This window comes from Acinetobacter sp. TG2027, assembly GCF_000302435.1.
GTDB lineage: Bacteria > Pseudomonadota > Gammaproteobacteria > Pseudomonadales > Moraxellaceae > Acinetobacter > Acinetobacter pittii.
On the sequence record NZ_AMJN01000008.1, the window covers coordinates 95,417 to 111,674 of the forward strand.

16 protein-coding genes are annotated in these 16,258 nt (G+C 39.9%); 7 read left to right on the top strand and 9 right to left on the bottom strand.

Annotation, left to right across the window (positions count from 1 at the left end):
• Window positions 1–127: 127 nt before the first annotated feature.
• Both B806_RS0103500 and B806_RS0103505 read left to right on the top strand, forming a co-directional pair.
• Entirely contained in the window at window positions 128–862 is a 735-nt protein-coding gene (locus B806_RS0103500; protein ID WP_017402627.1) for a phosphoadenylyl-sulfate reductase, read from the top strand.
• A gap of 171 nt (window positions 863–1,033) precedes the next feature.
• Complete coding sequence (locus tag B806_RS0103505; RefSeq protein WP_005064414.1) at window positions 1,034–2,419, top strand: wax ester/triacylglycerol synthase family O-acyltransferase; 1,386 nt, start codon at window positions 1,034–1,036, stop codon at window positions 2,417–2,419.
• Between the two features lie 27 nt (window positions 2,420–2,446).
• Here B806_RS0103505 and B806_RS0103510 read toward each other — a convergent pair whose 3' ends face one another.
• The 6 genes from B806_RS0103510 to B806_RS0103535 form a co-directional block, all read right to left on the bottom strand.
• A complete protein-coding gene (locus B806_RS0103510; protein ID WP_002116397.1) occupies window positions 2,447–2,620 on the bottom strand; it encodes a PA1571 family protein in 174 nt (57 codons plus the stop codon).
• 139 nt (window positions 2,621–2,759) lie between these two features.
• The gene (gene rng, locus B806_RS0103515; RefSeq protein WP_005064412.1) at window positions 2,760–4,214 is read right to left on the bottom strand and encodes a ribonuclease G; all 1,455 of its coding nucleotides are present in this window, start codon (window positions 4,212–4,214) and stop codon (window positions 2,760–2,762) included.
• Between the two features lie 113 nt (window positions 4,215–4,327).
• On the bottom strand, window positions 4,328–4,888 hold the full coding sequence (locus tag B806_RS0103520) for a Maf-like protein (RefSeq protein ID WP_025465969.1): 561 nt from the start codon (window positions 4,886–4,888) through the stop codon (window positions 4,328–4,330).
• Window positions 4,876–5,367 (bottom strand): rod shape-determining protein MreD, encoded by a 492-nt coding sequence (mreD, locus tag B806_RS0103525; RefSeq protein WP_017385922.1) that lies wholly within the window; start codon window positions 5,365–5,367, stop codon window positions 4,876–4,878. The genes B806_RS0103520 and mreD overlap by 13 nt, the downstream gene beginning before the upstream one ends.
• Window positions 5,354–6,211, bottom strand: coding sequence for a rod shape-determining protein MreC (gene mreC / locus B806_RS0103530; protein ID WP_002116449.1), 858 nt, complete (start codon window positions 6,209–6,211; stop codon window positions 5,354–5,356). Before mreC ends, mreD begins: the two co-directional genes overlap by 14 nt.
• A 16-nt stretch (window positions 6,212–6,227) precedes the next feature.
• Window positions 6,228–7,268, bottom strand: coding sequence for a rod shape-determining protein (locus B806_RS0103535; RefSeq protein WP_000601379.1), 1,041 nt, complete (start codon window positions 7,266–7,268; stop codon window positions 6,228–6,230).
• 133 nt (window positions 7,269–7,401) lie between these two features.
• Here B806_RS0103535 and gatC point away from each other — a divergent pair, with 133 nt between their 5' ends.
• From gatC to B806_RS0103555, 4 genes are all read left to right on the top strand, one after another.
• Window positions 7,402–7,716 (top strand): Asp-tRNA(Asn)/Glu-tRNA(Gln) amidotransferase subunit GatC, encoded by a 315-nt coding sequence (gatC, locus tag B806_RS0103540; protein WP_000107699.1) that lies wholly within the window; start codon window positions 7,402–7,404, stop codon window positions 7,714–7,716.
• Between the two features lie 53 nt (window positions 7,717–7,769).
• A complete protein-coding gene (gatA, locus tag B806_RS0103545; RefSeq protein WP_017385923.1) occupies window positions 7,770–9,248 on the top strand; it encodes an Asp-tRNA(Asn)/Glu-tRNA(Gln) amidotransferase subunit GatA in 1,479 nt (492 codons plus the stop codon).
• Window positions 9,248–10,717: an Asp-tRNA(Asn)/Glu-tRNA(Gln) amidotransferase subunit GatB gene (gene gatB, locus B806_RS0103550; RefSeq protein ID WP_017385924.1), complete on the top strand. Its 1,470-nt coding sequence runs from the start codon at window positions 9,248–9,250 to the stop codon at window positions 10,715–10,717. Before gatA ends, gatB begins: the two co-directional genes overlap by 1 nt.
• Before the next feature lie 169 nt (window positions 10,718–10,886).
• A complete protein-coding gene (locus B806_RS0103555; protein ID WP_017385925.1) occupies window positions 10,887–11,465 on the top strand; it encodes a DJ-1/PfpI family protein in 579 nt (192 codons plus the stop codon).
• 78 nt (window positions 11,466–11,543) lie between these two features.
• On the opposite strand, the gene B806_RS0103560 is transcribed toward B806_RS0103555, so the two are convergent.
• Together B806_RS0103560 and B806_RS0103565 are read right to left on the bottom strand one after the other, a co-directional pair.
• On the bottom strand, window positions 11,544–12,062 hold the full coding sequence (locus B806_RS0103560; protein WP_017385926.1) for a hypothetical protein: 519 nt from the start codon (window positions 12,060–12,062) through the stop codon (window positions 11,544–11,546).
• Between the two features lie 83 nt (window positions 12,063–12,145).
• Complete coding sequence (locus B806_RS0103565; RefSeq protein WP_017385927.1) at window positions 12,146–13,213, bottom strand: DUF1176 domain-containing protein; 1,068 nt, start codon at window positions 13,211–13,213, stop codon at window positions 12,146–12,148.
• A 124-nt stretch (window positions 13,214–13,337) separates the two neighbouring features.
• Here B806_RS0103565 and B806_RS0103570 point away from each other — a divergent pair, with 124 nt between their 5' ends.
• Entirely contained in the window at window positions 13,338–14,087 is a 750-nt protein-coding gene (locus tag B806_RS0103570) for a DUF4850 domain-containing protein (RefSeq protein WP_017385928.1), read from the top strand.
• A gap of 41 nt (window positions 14,088–14,128) precedes the next feature.
• Here the strand turns inward: B806_RS0103570 and B806_RS0103575 are convergent, their stop codons facing one another.
• Window positions 14,129–16,177 carry a M13 family metallopeptidase gene (locus tag B806_RS0103575; RefSeq protein WP_017402628.1) on the bottom strand — a complete coding sequence of 683 codons (2,049 nt, stop codon included), beginning with the start codon at window positions 16,175–16,177 and terminating at the stop codon, window positions 14,129–14,131.
• Window positions 16,178–16,258: the final 81 nt, after the last annotated feature.

Sequence of the window (16,258 nt, forward strand, 5' to 3'; positions counted from 1 at the left end):
TGCGTTGTTATTGATCAAATCAATTTTATTCATAAGGATCGAAATTAAAGTGCTAAGCACTTTATCAACTATCCTTTAGAATATTTTTCATAACTCAATGCGCCCAAGCCTTTTGCCAGGAACACACATGACCGTTATTCCGACTATTGATATCGTAGATGCTCTTGCTGCTGAATATGCAACCAAAAGCCCTCGAGAAATTTTAGAACTTGCCTTAAGCCAACAAGGTGAAATTGCAATTTCGTTTTCGGGAGCAGAAGATGTTGTGTTAATTGATATTGCTTCACGCTTAGGCAAACCTTTCCGTGTCTTTAGTCTCGACACGGGCCGCCTCCACGCTGAGACTTATCAATTTATTGAAACTGTCCGTAAACACTACAATATCACTATCGAAATTTGTTTCCCTGAATCTGAAGCTGTTCAAAACATGGTAAACGAAAAAGGTTTATTCAGCTTTTTTACAGATGGGCATCAAGAATGTTGCGGTATTCGAAAAGTTCAGCCTTTACGTAAAAAACTTGCGACTTTAGATGGCTGGATTACGGGTCAACGTAAAGATCAAAGCCCTGGTACACGTACAGAAATTCCGGTAGTACAAGCTGATGCAGGTTTCTCTGGCCCAGGTAAGCAACTCATTAAATATAATCCTCTAGCGAACTGGACAAGTGCTGAGGTATGGAGCTACATCCGTATGATGGAAATTCCATATAACCCTCTTCATGAGCGCGGTTTTGTTTCTATTGGCTGTGAACCATGTACGCGACCTATATTACCAAATCAACATGAGCGTGAAGGACGCTGGTGGTGGGAAGAAGCCACTCAAAAAGAGTGTGGCTTACACGCTGGTAATATGAAAAAGTAATTGGATATCAAAAAACCACTGGCAAATCAGTGGTTTTTTTTATGTCATGTTCCGTACACAAAGTCATATTTTCTCTACTCTAAACGCTATATACTTAATTTTACGGTTCTATAATTCTAATAAGAGCTCATATAAGGGCTTCTTAGAAAAATGCATGAGGCACAATGATTTATGCGTCCATTACATCCAATTGATTTCATTTTTCTGTCACTTGAAAAAAGACAGCAACCCATGCATGTCGGTGGATTATTTTTATTTGAAATTCCTGAAAATGCACCAGAAACCTTTGTACATGATTTAGTAGAAGATATTAAACGCTCAAAGAGCATTCCTATCCCTCCCTTCAATAACCGTTTAAGTGGTCTATTTTGGGATGAAGATGAAGAATTCGATATCGATCATCACTTTCGCCACATTGCTTTGCCTCATCCTGGCCGTATTCGTGAACTTCTGGTGTATATTTCACAGCAGCATAGCTCACTAATTGATCGCGCAAAGCCACTTTGGACTTGTGACATTATTGAAGGAATCGAAGGCAATCGTTTTGCCATGTATTTTAAAATCCATCATGCAATGGTAGATGGTGTTGCTGGTATGCGTTTGATCGAGAAATCTCTGTCAAAAACGCCGGAAGAGAAACATGTTGTTCCTTTATGGTGTGTTGAGAGCAAAAGAGCTAAGCGTCTAAAAGTACCAACTCCAAGTACTAGTAAAATTAAAAGTATTTTAGGCGGTATTAAGTCTCAACTCGACATAGCTCCAAAAGTCATGCACGAGCTATCTCAGACTATATTTAAAGAAATGGGTAAAAATCCTGATTATGTTTCTACTTTTCAGGCACCAGTTTCTATTTTGAACCAAAGAGTCAGTGCTTCACGTCGTTTTGCGGCCCAATCATTTGAATTAAGCCGCCTTAGAAAAATTTCAAAAGCATTAGGCGTGACGATTAATGATGTTGTCCTAGCTGTATGTTCAGGCGCTTTACGTGAATATTTGATTAGCCAAAACAGCTTACCTAAAAAGCCACTTATTGCCATGGTTCCAGCTTCATTACGCACAGATGATTCTGACATGAGTAACCGAATTACCATGATTTTGGCAAATTTAGGGACGCATAAAGATCAACCGTTAGAACGCCTAGAAATTATTCGTCGCAGCATGCAAAATTCAAAGCAACGCTTTAGCCGTATGACTGCGAATGAAATTTTAAACTATAGTGCAGTTGTTTATGGTCCGGCAGGATTAAACATCATGTCAGGAATGCTTCCTAAGCGTCAGGCGTTCAATTTAGTGATTTCTAATGTACCAGGACCACGTGAGCCACTTTATTGGAATGGCGCGAAATTAGATGCGCTCTACCCTGCTTCAATTGTCATGGATGGACAAGCTCTAAACATTACCATGACCAGTTATTTAGATAAGCTTGAAGTTGGATTAACCGCTTGTCGAAATGCTTTGCCGAAAATGCAAAACCTTTTGACTCATTTAGAAGATGAGATACAACGTTTTGAAGAAATTATTGCAGAGAAACAGCTGAAACATCATTCAGCAAGTTAGAAAATTAAGGGGCTTTGAATTGGCCCCTTATTTTTTGATTGTGCGGCACTGGTTAAGCAACTGATGACATACTGAACGAATCATTGCAGTTGTAATCGGTACTTCTTTACCTTGGTCATTCAACATATAGCAGCTATTTACTGGCGTGCTTTCTAAAACATGTTTAAGACCGTTGCTAATTAAGTTTTCACTTACATTCATGGGTTATACCTCTTATTGTTTGCTAAGACGTTTAATAGGGAGAACGTCTAGGGCTACTGTATGTAAGTAGTATTTAAAATTCATGAATGAAAGTAAAATTTCAGTTGTAACAAGGATTAAGCGATATCTTGTTACAACTTTAACTTAAAATGATATCGTATTGCTCTTGCGTATATAAATTTTCGACCTGAAATTTAATAACACGGTTAATAAAATGCTCTAAATCGGCTACTGCTGGTGCTTCTGCTGTTAATAATCGGTCAATCACAGAAGGATGGGCAACAACAGTAAAGCCACTCGTTGACTCAAATGCGCGGGTATATCGTAATATCTCACGAAATATTTCGTAACACACTGTCTCCGCTGTTTTGACAAAACCCCGCCCTTGGCATGTTGGACATGATTCACATAACAAGTGTTCTAATGATTCACGAGTTCTTTTACGCGTCATTTCGACCAGACCAAGTTCTGACACTTGAGTAATTTTGGTCTTCGCGTGATCTCGCTCAAGCATTTTCTCAAACTGACGCATCACCTCTTCACGGTGAGTTGCTTCTTGCATGTCAATAAAATCAATAATGAGAATCCCCCCCAAATTACGCAGTCTAAGTTGACGCGCGATAACTTGAGTCGCCTCCATATTGGTTTTAAAAACGGTGTCTTCAAGACTACGACCACCTACATATGAACCTGTATTAACGTCAATTGTTGTCATGGCTTCAGTCTGGTCGATCATTAGATAACCGCCCGATTTCAAAGCTACGCGAGTTTGTAAGGCTTTTTGAATATCTTCTTCAACATTATAAAGATCAAATAGTGGTCGCTCACCCGGATAATGGATGAGGCGACTCTTCATATTCGGGACAAACTCATCTACAAACTCAAGCAGTTTTGCGTGAATCTCTCGCGAATCTACATAAATCTTTGCAGTTTCTTCGCTTGCTAAGTCACGAATAATACGTTGAGGTAATGGAAGTTCTTCAAAAATTAAAGAAGGAACAGCAACGTCAGTCTGCTTACGCTGAATGTACTCCCACAATTTGCTCAGATAGCACATGTCCTGAGCAATTTCTGCCTCATCCACACCTTCTGCAGCTGTACGGACAATCACGCTACCGGGTAAATTATGCTCAGATTGAATACCTTCAATAATATTACGCAGACGATCTCGCTCTTCTTCAGACTCAATACGCTGCGAAACACCAATATGGTTGCCATATGGCATTAAAACCAAATAGCGAGAAGGGATTGAAAGATCTGTACTTAGACGTGCACCTTTTGTGCCCAACATATCTTTCATTACTTGGACAGTAAGGGTTTGCCCAGGATGTAATAGCTCAAAGACATTTGGGGTAGGCTGCGAACGAGGCCAAACCATATCATTGATATGTAAAAAGGCTGTTCGAGACAAACCAATATCAACAAAGGCAGCTTGCATGCCCGGAAGCACTCGTACAACTTTACCCTTGTAGATATTGCCGACTAGACCGCGTTTAACTGTACGCTCGACATACAGTTCATTAACAGTTCCATTTTCGATTAATGCCACCCGACACTCCATAGGCGTGACATTAATAAGTAGTTCTTCTGACATACATAAACTCAAAGCATTATAAAATTTTTATTAAAGAGTCAGAGAAGCTGTTAACTTTAACGTTGTCTAGTGTTCATCGACAATGCTATTCAATGAAGAATGATAACAACCCCTTATGTCTTTACTCTTTTGAATAACTGTGCAAATTCGTATAAAGGAAGTCCTACCACATTACTATAACTTCCTTGAATTTGGGGAATATATTGCGAGGCAATTCCTTGAATTGCATATCCACCCGCTTTTCCAACAGGCTCACCCGTGGTCCAATAATCTTCCATATCCTGTGTAGTCAGGCGCTGAAACTCAACTTGTGTTTGCACTACCTGACTTAACATCTGTTGTTGAGTCGCAACGCACAGTCCAGAAAACACATCATGCCAACGTCCAGATAATTGTTTCCAGATTTCAAAGGCATGATTTTTCGATTCAGGCTTACCAATAATTTGACCATCAAGTCCCAGACTTGTATCGGCAGCAATAACAATTGCTTCTGGAAAAAGCTTCAATACAGTCTGAGCTTTTTCTCTAGCCAACCGTTCAACATAATGATGAACCAGCTCATTTTCATGAACAGACTCATCAATGTCAGGACTATAGATTTCAAAATCTAAGCCTAGCTGTTGCAACAGCTCCTTCCGACGAGGAGAGCTAGATGCTAAAACTATATGCGCCATTTTGCCAAACAATAATAGACGACTGGCCACGTGATGATACTTGTCATCAAAGGTTGCCAATGTCTAGCAATCGAAAAATGAATTCCACCCATCGTCTGTGTTACCCACATAAATGCTAAATGGGCAATAATGACCAGCGTTGCTATCGTCCATAAATTAACAAAAGTTAAAATACGGCGTTCCCGAATTAAAAAACGGGTAAGAAAAGTCACAATTACAAAACTTAAGGCATTGAGCCCTAAAGGCGCATCAAGCAGTAAGTCTGTAAAAATCCCCATCCCAAATGCAAACCAGACCCCACACCATGTTGGCTGACATACTACCCAAAATAGCATGATCATCAACATGAATAGTGGCCGCCATCCTGAAATATCATAAGATAGCGGATAAACCATGAGTACAGAACCCACAATAACGGAGATAATAATTCCCCATAATGGATCTTTACGCTTTTCTCGTTTAAGTTTAGCGATCGGCATATGGCTGCTCCTTCGCTAATGATTCAGAGAAAAGTACAACTACATGATGGCCTGTTGCCAATTGTGCTGATGGTGTTACATCAATTTCAGCAAACTCACCTGAATTATGGCGTTTTATTTTGGCAACTGTACCCACTGCGTAACCTGCTGGGAAATGTTCACCCAAGCCTGAGCTAAACACTTTATCACCCACCTGAATATTCGCACTGGTCGGGACATATTCCATTTTTAAACGGCCCAAATCACCTGTACCAGAAACAATCGCCCGCATTCCTGTACGTTCAAGACGTACCGACAGTGAATGTTCTTTATCTGATAACAACATCACACGTGAGCTATGAGGATATACATTAATAATCTGCCCCATAATCCCCTTATCATCCAGAACCGTTTGACCGACCTTTAGATGATCCGTAGAGCCTCGGTTAATAATGATGATATGACGTAATGGATCTGCATCTGTCCCAATCACTTCGGCAATTTCCATACGACCATCAATAATTAACGGTGTATCAAGAAGGCCTCGTAAACGGGTATTTTCAGCTGACAGTTCAGAAAGCTTCTGTAAGCGGACTTGAGCTTGTAAAAGCTCAGCCTGCATCGCGGTATTTTCACGACGCAGTTGTGCTTCAGATTTTGTTTGTTGATTCAGCCATTCTCTCGACAGTACCGGATAACTCGCCAATGCATAAATTGGGTTATATGCAGCGTACAAGACATCCCTTGCTGGCTGAATTACATAAGGCATGCGCCAATCAAAGAACAGCACAACCAAACATGTAATGACCGCAATAATGAACGAGCGGAAAGATGGCGGCTGTCTTGAAAAAATATTCGGTTGCACCGCCTAATCCTTAAACTTAACCGACGAAAAGCATGTCATGGTTCGGGTTGTCGAAGAATTCTAATACTTTACCACCACCACGGGTTACGCAAGTAAGAGGATCTTCAGCAACAACAACTGGTAAACCAGTTTCTTGAGCCAATAACTTGTCAAGGTTACGAAGTAGCGCACCACCACCTGTCAACACAATACCGCGCTCAGCAATATCAGAAGAAAGTTCAGGAGGAGTTTGCTCAAGAGCAGATTTCACAGCGCTTACAATGCTTTGTAACGGATCAGAAATGGCTTGAGTAATTTCGTCAGAAGTTACGGTAATTGCACGAGGCACACCTTCTGCAAGGTTACGGCCACGTACTTCGATTTCTAATGTTGTACCATCAGAAACAGCCATACCTACTTCTTTTTTAATAATTTCAGCAGTGGTTTCACCAATCACACAACCGTGAGCTTTACGAACGTAATTGATGATTTGCTCATCAAAAACATCGCCGCCGATGCGTAAAGAGTCAGCATAGACACAACCTTGCAATGAAATAATTGCAATTTCTGTTGTACCGCCACCAACATCCACAACCATAGAACCACATGCTTGTTCAACTGGCATACCTGCGCCAATTGCTGCTGCCATAGGCTCTTCAATTAAACGAACATCACGGGCACCAGCATTAAATACTGCTTCGCGAATCGCACGACGCTCGACCAAAGTTGATTTACATGGTACACATACAACTACACGAGGTGCAGGTGGGAACAAACGTTTTTCGTGAACTTTACCAATAAACTGATTCAACATGGTTTCAGTCACTTCAAAATCCGCAATTACACCGTCTTTCATTGGACGAATTGCAGAAATATTCGCAGGCGTACGGCCCAGCATTTGCTTAGCATCTAGACCTACAGCAGCAACAATTTTTTGTGAACCACTGTGACGAATTGCCACAACTGTTGGTTCATTTAATATAATGCCGCGGCCTGGTGCATAAATAAGTGTATTTGCTGTACCTAAATCAATGGCTAGATCCGGCGAAAACAAGCCAATTAGTCGTTTTAGAATCACGGTTCGTTCTCAGTTAAACTTTCATGTGGATGCAAGGTGGCAACTTTAAACTAAATGTGATGATTTGAACAAGTCAATCGCTTATTATAACGCACGATATTTTGAAAATTTTTAATACTGATTAGGTGATGTTATGTCTACATCGGATGCACAGCATTCAGCAGATTTAAATGCACAAACAGTTTCAGCAATCGCCAATCTTGCTCGATTGTCGCTCAATGATACGCAATCTGCTGAATATGCTCAAAGTCTAAATAAAATTTTAGGCATGATGGAAACCTTAAAAGGCATTGATACGGAAGGCGTAGAACCTTTGAAAAGTCCTTTTGACAATCCTCAACCTTTACGTGCTGATGTGGTAACTGAAAGCAATCATCGAGATGAATACCAAGCAGTTGCGCCTGCAACTCAAGATGGTTTGTATCTTGTTCCTCGCGTGATTGAATAACTTTTACTCAATTAACCCATCTTCCCTATTTTGAATGTAAAGAAATTTTACTCATGACTGATTTACATCGCTTATCAATTCGTGAACTTGCTGAGGGCTTAAGCCAAGCGAAGTTTTCATCTCGCGAACTGACTGAACATTATTTGCAACGTATTGCTAAAATTGACCCACTGGTAAAAAGCTATGTGACGGTTACACCTGAGCAAGCGCTTGCGGAAGCTGACGCTGCCGATGCTGCATTAAAAGCAGGTAATGCAACCGCTTTAACGGGTATTCCTCTTGCTCATAAAGATATCTTTTGTACCAAAGGCATTAAAACGACTGCTGGTTCAAAAATACTAGACAACTTTATTTCTCCTTACGATGCAACTGTTGTTGAAAAAACTAAAGCAGCTGGTCTTGTCACTTTAGGTAAAGTGAACATGGATGAGTTTGCAATGGGTTCAACTTCTGAAAGCTCATATGTTGGCGCAACAAGCAACCCATGGGCGCTTGACCACGTTCCTGGTGGCTCATCAGGTGGTTCTGCTGCGGCTGTAGCGGCTGATTTAGCACCTTTTGCTACAGGTACTGATACAGGCGGCTCAATTCGCCAACCTGCGTCATTCTGCGGTTTAACAGGCTTAAAACCAACCTATGGTCGTGTATCTCGTTTCGGCATCATTGCTTATGCATCATCTTTAGACCAAGCGGGTCCAATGGCACGCTCTGCTGAAGACTGTGCCTACCTCATGAATGTAATTGCAGGTCACGATGCAAAAGACTCGACTTCGGTTAAAAAGGAAGTTGATGACTACGTTGCAAATTTAAATGGCACACCTGTAAAAGGTTTACGCATTGGTATTCCTAAACAGTACTTTAACGTTGCAGGTTTAGATGCTGACGTAAAAGCGCGTGTCGAAGAATCATTGAAAAAGCTTGAAGAAATGGGTGCAACACTTGTTGAGATCGACCTCAACATGACTGAAGCCTATGTTCCAGCGTATTACCTCATCGCGCCAGCAGAAGCATCATCTAACTTGTCACGTTACGATGGTGTTCGTTACGGCTACCGCTGTGAAAACCCAGCTGATTTGATGGATCTTTATAAGCGCTCTCGTTCAGAAGGTTTTGGTCCAGAAGTTCAACGTCGTATTCTCATTGGTACTTACGCGCTTTCTGCGGGTTATTACGATGCCTACTATGTGAAAGCACAAAAAGTACGTCGTTTAATTCAACAAGACTTCTTAAAAGCATTTGAAAATGTGGATGTGATTGCGGCTCCTGCTGCACCAACAACTGCATATAAAATTGGTGCGAACTTAAGTCCAACTGAAATGTATTTAGGCGATATCTATACACTTGCAGTGAACTTGGCAGGCTTACCAGCGATTAATGCTCCTGTTGGTTTTGATAAAGACAGCTTACCTGTAGGCTTACAATTAATTGGCAATTACTGGTCAGAATCACAATTGTTGTCGATTGTTCATCAATACCAACAAAATACCGATTTCCATACTCAACGTGCGGCAATTGCTGAGGAGAATGCATAATGGCTGAAGCTCAAAAGTTGAAATTGATTGACGGTTGGGAAGTCGTTATTGGTATCGAGATTCACACTCAGCTTGCAACCAATTCTAAAATTTTCTCAGGTTCATCGACTGAATTTGGTCAAGATCCAAATACACAAGCGAGCCTTGTAGACTTGGCTATGCCAGGTGTATTACCTGTTTTGAATGAAAAAGTAGTTGATCTTGCAATTCGCTTCGGTCTTGGAATTGATGCATACATCGACCAAGCATCTGTGTTTGCACGTAAAAACTACTTCTACCCAGACTCTCCAAAAGGCTACCAAATTAGCCAAATGGACAACCCGATTGTAGGCTTAGGTCACATCGACATCCAACTTGAGGATGGTACGACTAAACGTATTGGCGTAACTCGTGCTCACCTTGAAGAAGATGCTGGTAAATCTGTGCATGACCAATTTGAAGGCATGTCTGGCATTGACTTAAACCGTGCTGGTACACCTTTACTTGAAATCGTTTCTGAGCCCGACATGCGTTCGGTTGAAGAAGCAGTTGCTTACATCAAAGCGATTCACACATTAGTACGTTGGTTGGGTATTTCTGACGGTAACATGGCCGAAGGTTCATTCCGTGCCGACTGTAACGTGTCTTTACGCCGTCCAGGCCAACCTTTTGGTACGCGCTGTGAGCTTAAAAACCTCAACTCATTCCGTTTCATTGAGCAAGCGATCAATGTTGAAATTGAACGCCAAATGGAAATTTTGGAATACGGCGGAAGTATCGACCAAGAAACTCGTTTGTTTGATCCGAACAAAATGGAAACGCGCTCAATGCGTTCTAAAGAAGAAGCAAACGATTACCGCTACTTCCCAGATCCAGACTTGTTACCCGTGATTATTGCAGATGAGCAAATCGAAGCGGCTCGTGCTGCACTTCCAGAGCTTCCTGCTGCACGCCGTGCACGCTTTATCGCAGACTTTGGTGTAACTGAGTACGATGCTCACGTACTTACGCTCTCACGCGAAATGGCAGACTTCTATGAAGCTGTTGTAGCTGCTGCTGGCGGTGCGAAGCAAGGTAAAGTATCTGCAAACTGGGTGATGGGTGAATTCTCAGGTGCTTTAAACAAAGCAGGCCTAGACTTAGCAGACTCACCTGTTTCTGCTGAACAACTTGGCGGCATGATTGCTCGTATTGTTGACAACACCATTAGCGGTAAGATTGCTAAACAAGTCTTTGGCTTTATGTGGGAATCGGAAGGTAAATCTGCCGATGACATCATTGCTGAAAAAGGTTTAAAGCAAGAAACTGACACAGGTGCAATTGAAGCGATTATTAAAGAAGTCCTTGCAGCCAATGAAAAAATGGTTGAAGAATACAAGTCTGGTAAAGAAAAAGCTTTTAACGGTCTTGTGGGTCAAGTCATGAAAGCTTCTAAGGGTAAAGCTAACCCTACTCAAGTAAATGAATTAATGAAGAAGTTGATTGGTTGATTTCATTAGTCAACTCAAGAAAAAGCCTCGATTTATCGGGGCTTTTTTATATCCGTCTAAAGCATCCTTCGACTAAAGAATGCACTTTTTTCCTAAAAAATTACTCAGTGACTGTGCTAATTTAAATTAAGAATTTAGATAACTTATATTTTAAAAAGAGAGATAAATCATGTCTAAAAAGATTTTAATGTTGGTCGGTGACTATGCAGAAGACTATGAAACTATGGTTCCCTTTCAGTTCTTAACTGGTTTAGGTTATACCGTGCATGCTGTTTGCCCAAATAAAAAGAACGGCGACCATATTGCAACGGCTATTCATGATTTTGAAGGTGAACAAACTTATAGTGAAAAACGTGGCCACAACTTTGCGATTAACTATGATTTCGATGCCGTTAATACCGAAGACTATGTAGGTCTAGTTATTCCGGGTGGTCGTGCACCAGAGTATTTGCGTATGAATGATCGTGTTATCGAAATTGTACGTGAATTCGATAGAGTGAAAAAACCAATTGCAGCTGTATGCCACGGTGCTCAGTTACTCGCAGCGGCAGATGTATTACAAGGTCGCCTCTGCTCAGCTTATCCAGCATGTGCGGCCGAAGTAAAATTGGCAGGTGGACAATACGCAGATATTGCTGTGACTGAAGCCGTTACAGATGGACATTTGGTGACTGCTCCAGCTTGGCCTGCACATCCAGCTTGGTTAGCTCAATTCGTGAAATTTTTAGGGACTACAATTACGATCTAAAGAGATCTCTTTATCCCAAATACAATAAAGCCTGCATTTAAATCGCAGGCTTTATTACTAAAATAGAAAACTAGATTTTTATCTTGTAATCCCTAATTTATTCCAAATTTCTGGTGTTAAAAACGTCGTCACTAATTTATTTAAATCGATATAACGCAATGTACCTTGTAACTGCTGTTTAACAGCTGGGTCCTTAACAATATCTTCACCCGCACTTTGACCTAACTGTTGAAATGCCTCCCCAACAGCCTTCACACCTTCTGCTTGAATTACAGCTTTGGTCTGAGCAGAACATTGCTCCACAATCACACGTTGTAAAACCTGAGCCAGTTTTTGGTCTAGCTGATCTTTTTGCTCGGGCGTTACATTACTAAATGCATTTAAGTCGGGATGAGCTGCTAAAGCTGTAAATGTCCATTGAAGTACAGTAGTTTTGTCTGAAGCCGTTGTAGCCTTAACTAAACAGTCACTGAGCTGATCAACTGTTGGGCCAGCCATCGCAATTTGAGTAGTCCCCAACACAGCAGCAGCCACACATATTGAACGGCTCAGGTGTAAAAACTTATGGCGAGCAATAGCGTAAAGATGATGTGACATAGGTCTGGCTCCAATAAACAATCTGTTCTTTTTATCACAGAGTCACTAAAGTTACCTGTTATGACTCTGTAACCGCAAAATACCTATTTCACCACAGACTCTATTCGATCAAGCTCCCACACTCCACCTGCTGCCAAGCCTTTGCACATACCTGTCCACATATCTTTAGTATATACAAAACTCTTGCCATCCCAGACCCATTCTTCACTTGCCCAACAGTCTCCAATGCCTCTTCCCTTTTGAGCACTACTGATAATACCGCTATCAAAATCTGAAGCGGACTCAGTCACAAATGTTGCCTTACCATTTAAAGACTCATCTAACACCCAAGCACCATATCCTTCGTTATAGGCACCTCTCCAGCACAACGTAGTCGCCAGAACTTTCTTATTGGTTAGTTTATATAGCTCAATTTTCTGTGGTTCAGCTCCATCGCTATTACCGCCATAAACGCCTTCACAAAAGCCATCTTCTTTCGGATTGGGTTTAGCAGTCATCAAACTACGGTGTATTGCCTGGTACTGTTTATTTTTAGGCTGTAAAGTTAAATAAGGTTTGTTTGAAGTCTTAATACGTTTAACAAGTAGTTTTGGTTTAGGCATAAGCACTTTGGTTTCATTGGTGCTGCCCTTTTTAACCAAAGCACCAACAGTTCCGATACGCTTCTGAAAATCATCCATTTTTAATAATACAGCGGTCATTCCAGCATCGGAAATTTTCCATTCATGCTGTGCATTTTTAAATACAATTTCAGTCTTCTGTTTGGATTGCTGTAGTACAGCATTGACTTGCGAGCTGTTGAGTTTACCCATAAGTGGTAACTCAGTACCATCTACAGTCACAGCGCCTAAATCTTTGCCATTTATATAAAAATGAATATTTTTAAGCTGGTTGGCTGGCATGCTTTGTTCATAGTCTGATAAAGCAAATTCAGCTTGCACAGCTTGTTTTGGCCCTGCTTTACGCACCAATAAAAGTGATGCTGGATTATCACCATTTTCTTCACTTTGATAGCCTGCGGCTTTACATGTACCCGTATTGCTACACGAGATTTCCCACTCTTGGTGTGAAAATGAAATACCTTTGATTTCTTGAGCAAAACTATAAGAACTCATTACTGCCAAACAGCAAATTGAAAGCATATTTTTCATTATTTCATATCTCTATAAGTCTGTTTTATTATGAAGTTAACAATAGTGTTAAATTTTGAGTTACCGTCTAGTTTAAAAGAATATGCTAGATTTATATAAGATTTAAATTGATTACTTACTAAAAATGAAAAAACTGAATTTTTTATTATTTACTGCATTTACCTGTCTAACCTCATCTGCTTATGCAGAAGTAAAAAGCTTTACTCCCCATTTCCCCAAATTTTATAGCTCTGCTGCAACCCGCAAAGCAGATAATCAGTTCTATTCTCTAGGAGAGGCAAAGTTTTTAAACGGCGTTACAGTCCCTTTTTATGGTGTTACAGCACAAAGTCCTACAGAGAATGGTTTACTTAAAGACTTTGAAACCTGTACACCTAAAAGCTGCCATTTTAATTTTAAACTCGAGGCTCAACACGCCAAACAATTAAAACTTCTTGCATTACCTGAAACAGGTTTAGTGCTTGTTCCTAAAAGTTGGCACAACGTGCAGGCAAATGCAGGTGCAAATGGAACTGGTTTTGCTCTAATAATGAGTCCAGATCAGAAGCAAGCAATAGAACTTTACGACTCCTCATTTTGCGTTGGATGTGGCTTACCCAATGCAACGCTTTATTTTCCCGAGCTATTAAAAGAAAGTCTGGAAAATGAATTTGGCGGATTTAAAGATCCTAAAAAACTCATCAATATTGTTCATCCCTCTAAAAGAGTTGCTTTTTTTAGTTATCAAATTCCACAAGTTAACAATAAAACGCATGGTATTGCTAAATATTATGATGAAGACACTTTTAACTATAAAGAGATTCAAGTCACCTTAGATAAATCGCAGCAGTCTTTAGTTGGCCCTATCCTTAATTTTTATAATGCAACGCACTAATCCAATACTTATAAAAAACCCGCTTTCGCGGGTTTTCTTAATCACCAAATAGTTACCCGCTTCTCTGGTGGTAAATACATCTGATCATCTTCGTTTATTTTAAAAGCCTCATAAAATGGTTTTTGATTCATTAAAGCTCCATTGCCACGTACTTTATCAGGAGAGTGAGGATCTGTTTTTAAATAGATAATCGCTTGAGCTTCGCGGGTTTTCGCACGCCAAACTTGAGCCCATCCCATATAAAAACGTTGCTCCCCAGTCTGTCCATCAATTACAGGAGCGGGCTTACCGCCTAGTGCAATTTGGTAAGCCTTATAGGCAATTGCTAACCCAGAGTTATCTGCAATGTTTTCACCTAATGTTAATTCACCATTAACATGATAACCAGCAATCGGTTCATAACGGTTATATTGTTCAATCAACGCTTGTGTTTTAGCTTTAAAATGCTGGTGATCTTCAGCATTCCACCAGTTTCTCATATTGCCCAATTCATCAAACTGGCTACCCTGATCATCAAAGCCATGACTAATTTCATGGCCAATCACAGCACCTATACCACCATAATTCACTGCATCGTCTGCGTTTATATTAAAAAAAGGTGGTTGTAATATCGCTGCTGGAAATACAATTTCATTCAATGATGGATTGTAATAGGCATTCACCGTTTGTGGTTTCATATACCATTCATCACGATCAACCGGCTTACCTAATTTATTAAGTTCATATTGGTATCTAAATTCACTTGCGCGAATTATATTTCCAACTAAATCATTTTTAGCGATGTGCAGACCAGAATAATTACGCCACTTTTTTGGATAACCGATCTTTATTGACATGTGAGAAAGCTTTTTACGAGCTTGTATTTTCGTCGCAGGACTCATCCAGTCCAATTCTGTAATGCTTTGGTCATAAGCACGAATCAGATTTTGAACCAATAATTCCATCTGTTGTTTTTTCTCAGCAGGAAAGTATTTTTCAACATACAGTTTGCCAATACCATCTCCCAGAATCTTATCAACAAGCTGTACACCCCGCTTCCAACGTGTTTCTTGTTCAGTAATATCTCGAAGTGTCTTGTTATAAAAATCAAATTTATTATCTACAAAAGCGCTATTTAATAATGGAGAAAAATTATTTATCAAATGCAATTTAAAATAAGCTTTCCATATATCTAAGGGTGTATCTTGAATAATTGTATTTAAGCCCTGAAAGTAGTCTGGCTGATTTACCTGAATAGTATCAATTTTTCCTTTTAATTCAGTTGCAGTTAGATAACCTCGCCAATCAAATGCAGGGGTCAATTTATACAAATCTGCGAGTTTATATTTATTGTAGCGTTTTGCAAGATCGCGGTTTTGAACGTTGCTCCACTGTATTCGTGCTAACTGAGTTTCAAGTTTTAAGATTTCCTGAGCATGTTGCTCGGCTTGCGAGTCTCCAGCAAGTGTTAAAGTTTTTTCAATATACTTTAAATACTGTGCACGAGTTTCAATAAATTTTTTATCATCTTTCAAATAATAATCACGGTCAGGTAGCCCCAAACCACTTTGCTCCAAACCAGCCACCATTTCAGTAGATTGTTTCATATCCTGTTCAATGCTTAGACGGATTGGGCTATTGACATCAATACGAGCAAAATGTGCCATTAAAATTGCAATTTGATTATTATTTTTCAATTTATCAATTTGATTTATCTCATTTTTTAGAGGACTAATACCTTGCTTCTCAATACTTTTTTCATCCATAAAGCTAGCATATAGAGTAGCTACTTTTTGCTCTAAACTACCATCCACCCACTTTTGACCAGAGAGCTCTTCTACAATTCCATGTACTTGGCTGATTGATAACTCACGGAGCTGATTAAAAGCTCCCCAACTTGCTTTATCAGCTGGGATTTCAGTATTTTTTAACCAAATACCATTTACATGTGAATAAAAATCGTTCTTTTCATTAATAGAGGAATCAATATATTGTTGATCTATACCTGATATTTTTTTGATTTGAGAATTTGTTACTAATTCCGCACGTACCAAATTAGCAGAAGTCATAAGTGCAATCGTAAGAGCACTTTTAAGTAAAATAGATTTCAAAGACTCAACCTCACATTTAAATATTTAATAATTAAAAACAATAACTTAAGAGCGATTGATTTTTATTAATTAAGCGAATGG

Bases quoted from the DNA above. Each gene is read 5' to 3' on its own strand.
- rng (WP_005064412.1), bottom strand. From the start codon at position 4,214: ATGTCAGAAGAACTACTTATTAATGTCACGCCTATGGAGTGTCGGGTG.
- B806_RS0103520 (WP_025465969.1), bottom strand. From the start codon at position 4,888: ATGGCGCATATAGTTTTAGCATCTAGCTCTCCTCGTCGGAAGGAGCTG.
- B806_RS0103500 (WP_017402627.1), top strand. From the start codon at position 128: ATGACCGTTATTCCGACTATTGATATCGTAGATGCTCTTGCTGCTGAA.
- B806_RS0103560 (WP_017385926.1), bottom strand. From the start codon at position 12,062: ATGTCACATCATCTTTACGCTATTGCTCGCCATAAGTTTTTACACCTG.
- mreD (WP_017385922.1), bottom strand. From the start codon at position 5,367: ATGCCGATCGCTAAACTTAAACGAGAAAAGCGTAAAGATCCATTATGG.
- B806_RS0103510 (WP_002116397.1), bottom strand. From the start codon at position 2,620: ATGAATGTAAGTGAAAACTTAATTAGCAACGGTCTTAAACATGTTTTA.
- B806_RS0103505 (WP_005064414.1), top strand. From the start codon at position 1,034: ATGCGTCCATTACATCCAATTGATTTCATTTTTCTGTCACTTGAAAAA.
- gatB (WP_017385924.1), top strand. From the start codon at position 9,248: ATGGCTGAAGCTCAAAAGTTGAAATTGATTGACGGTTGGGAAGTCGTT.
- B806_RS0103570 (WP_017385928.1), top strand. From the start codon at position 13,338: ATGAAAAAACTGAATTTTTTATTATTTACTGCATTTACCTGTCTAACC.
- gatA (WP_017385923.1), top strand. From the start codon at position 7,770: ATGACTGATTTACATCGCTTATCAATTCGTGAACTTGCTGAGGGCTTA.
- B806_RS0103565 (WP_017385927.1), bottom strand. From the start codon at position 13,213: ATGAAAAATATGCTTTCAATTTGCTGTTTGGCAGTAATGAGTTCTTAT.
- B806_RS0103555 (WP_017385925.1), top strand. From the start codon at position 10,887: ATGTCTAAAAAGATTTTAATGTTGGTCGGTGACTATGCAGAAGACTAT.
- gatC (WP_000107699.1), top strand. From the start codon at position 7,402: ATGTCTACATCGGATGCACAGCATTCAGCAGATTTAAATGCACAAACA.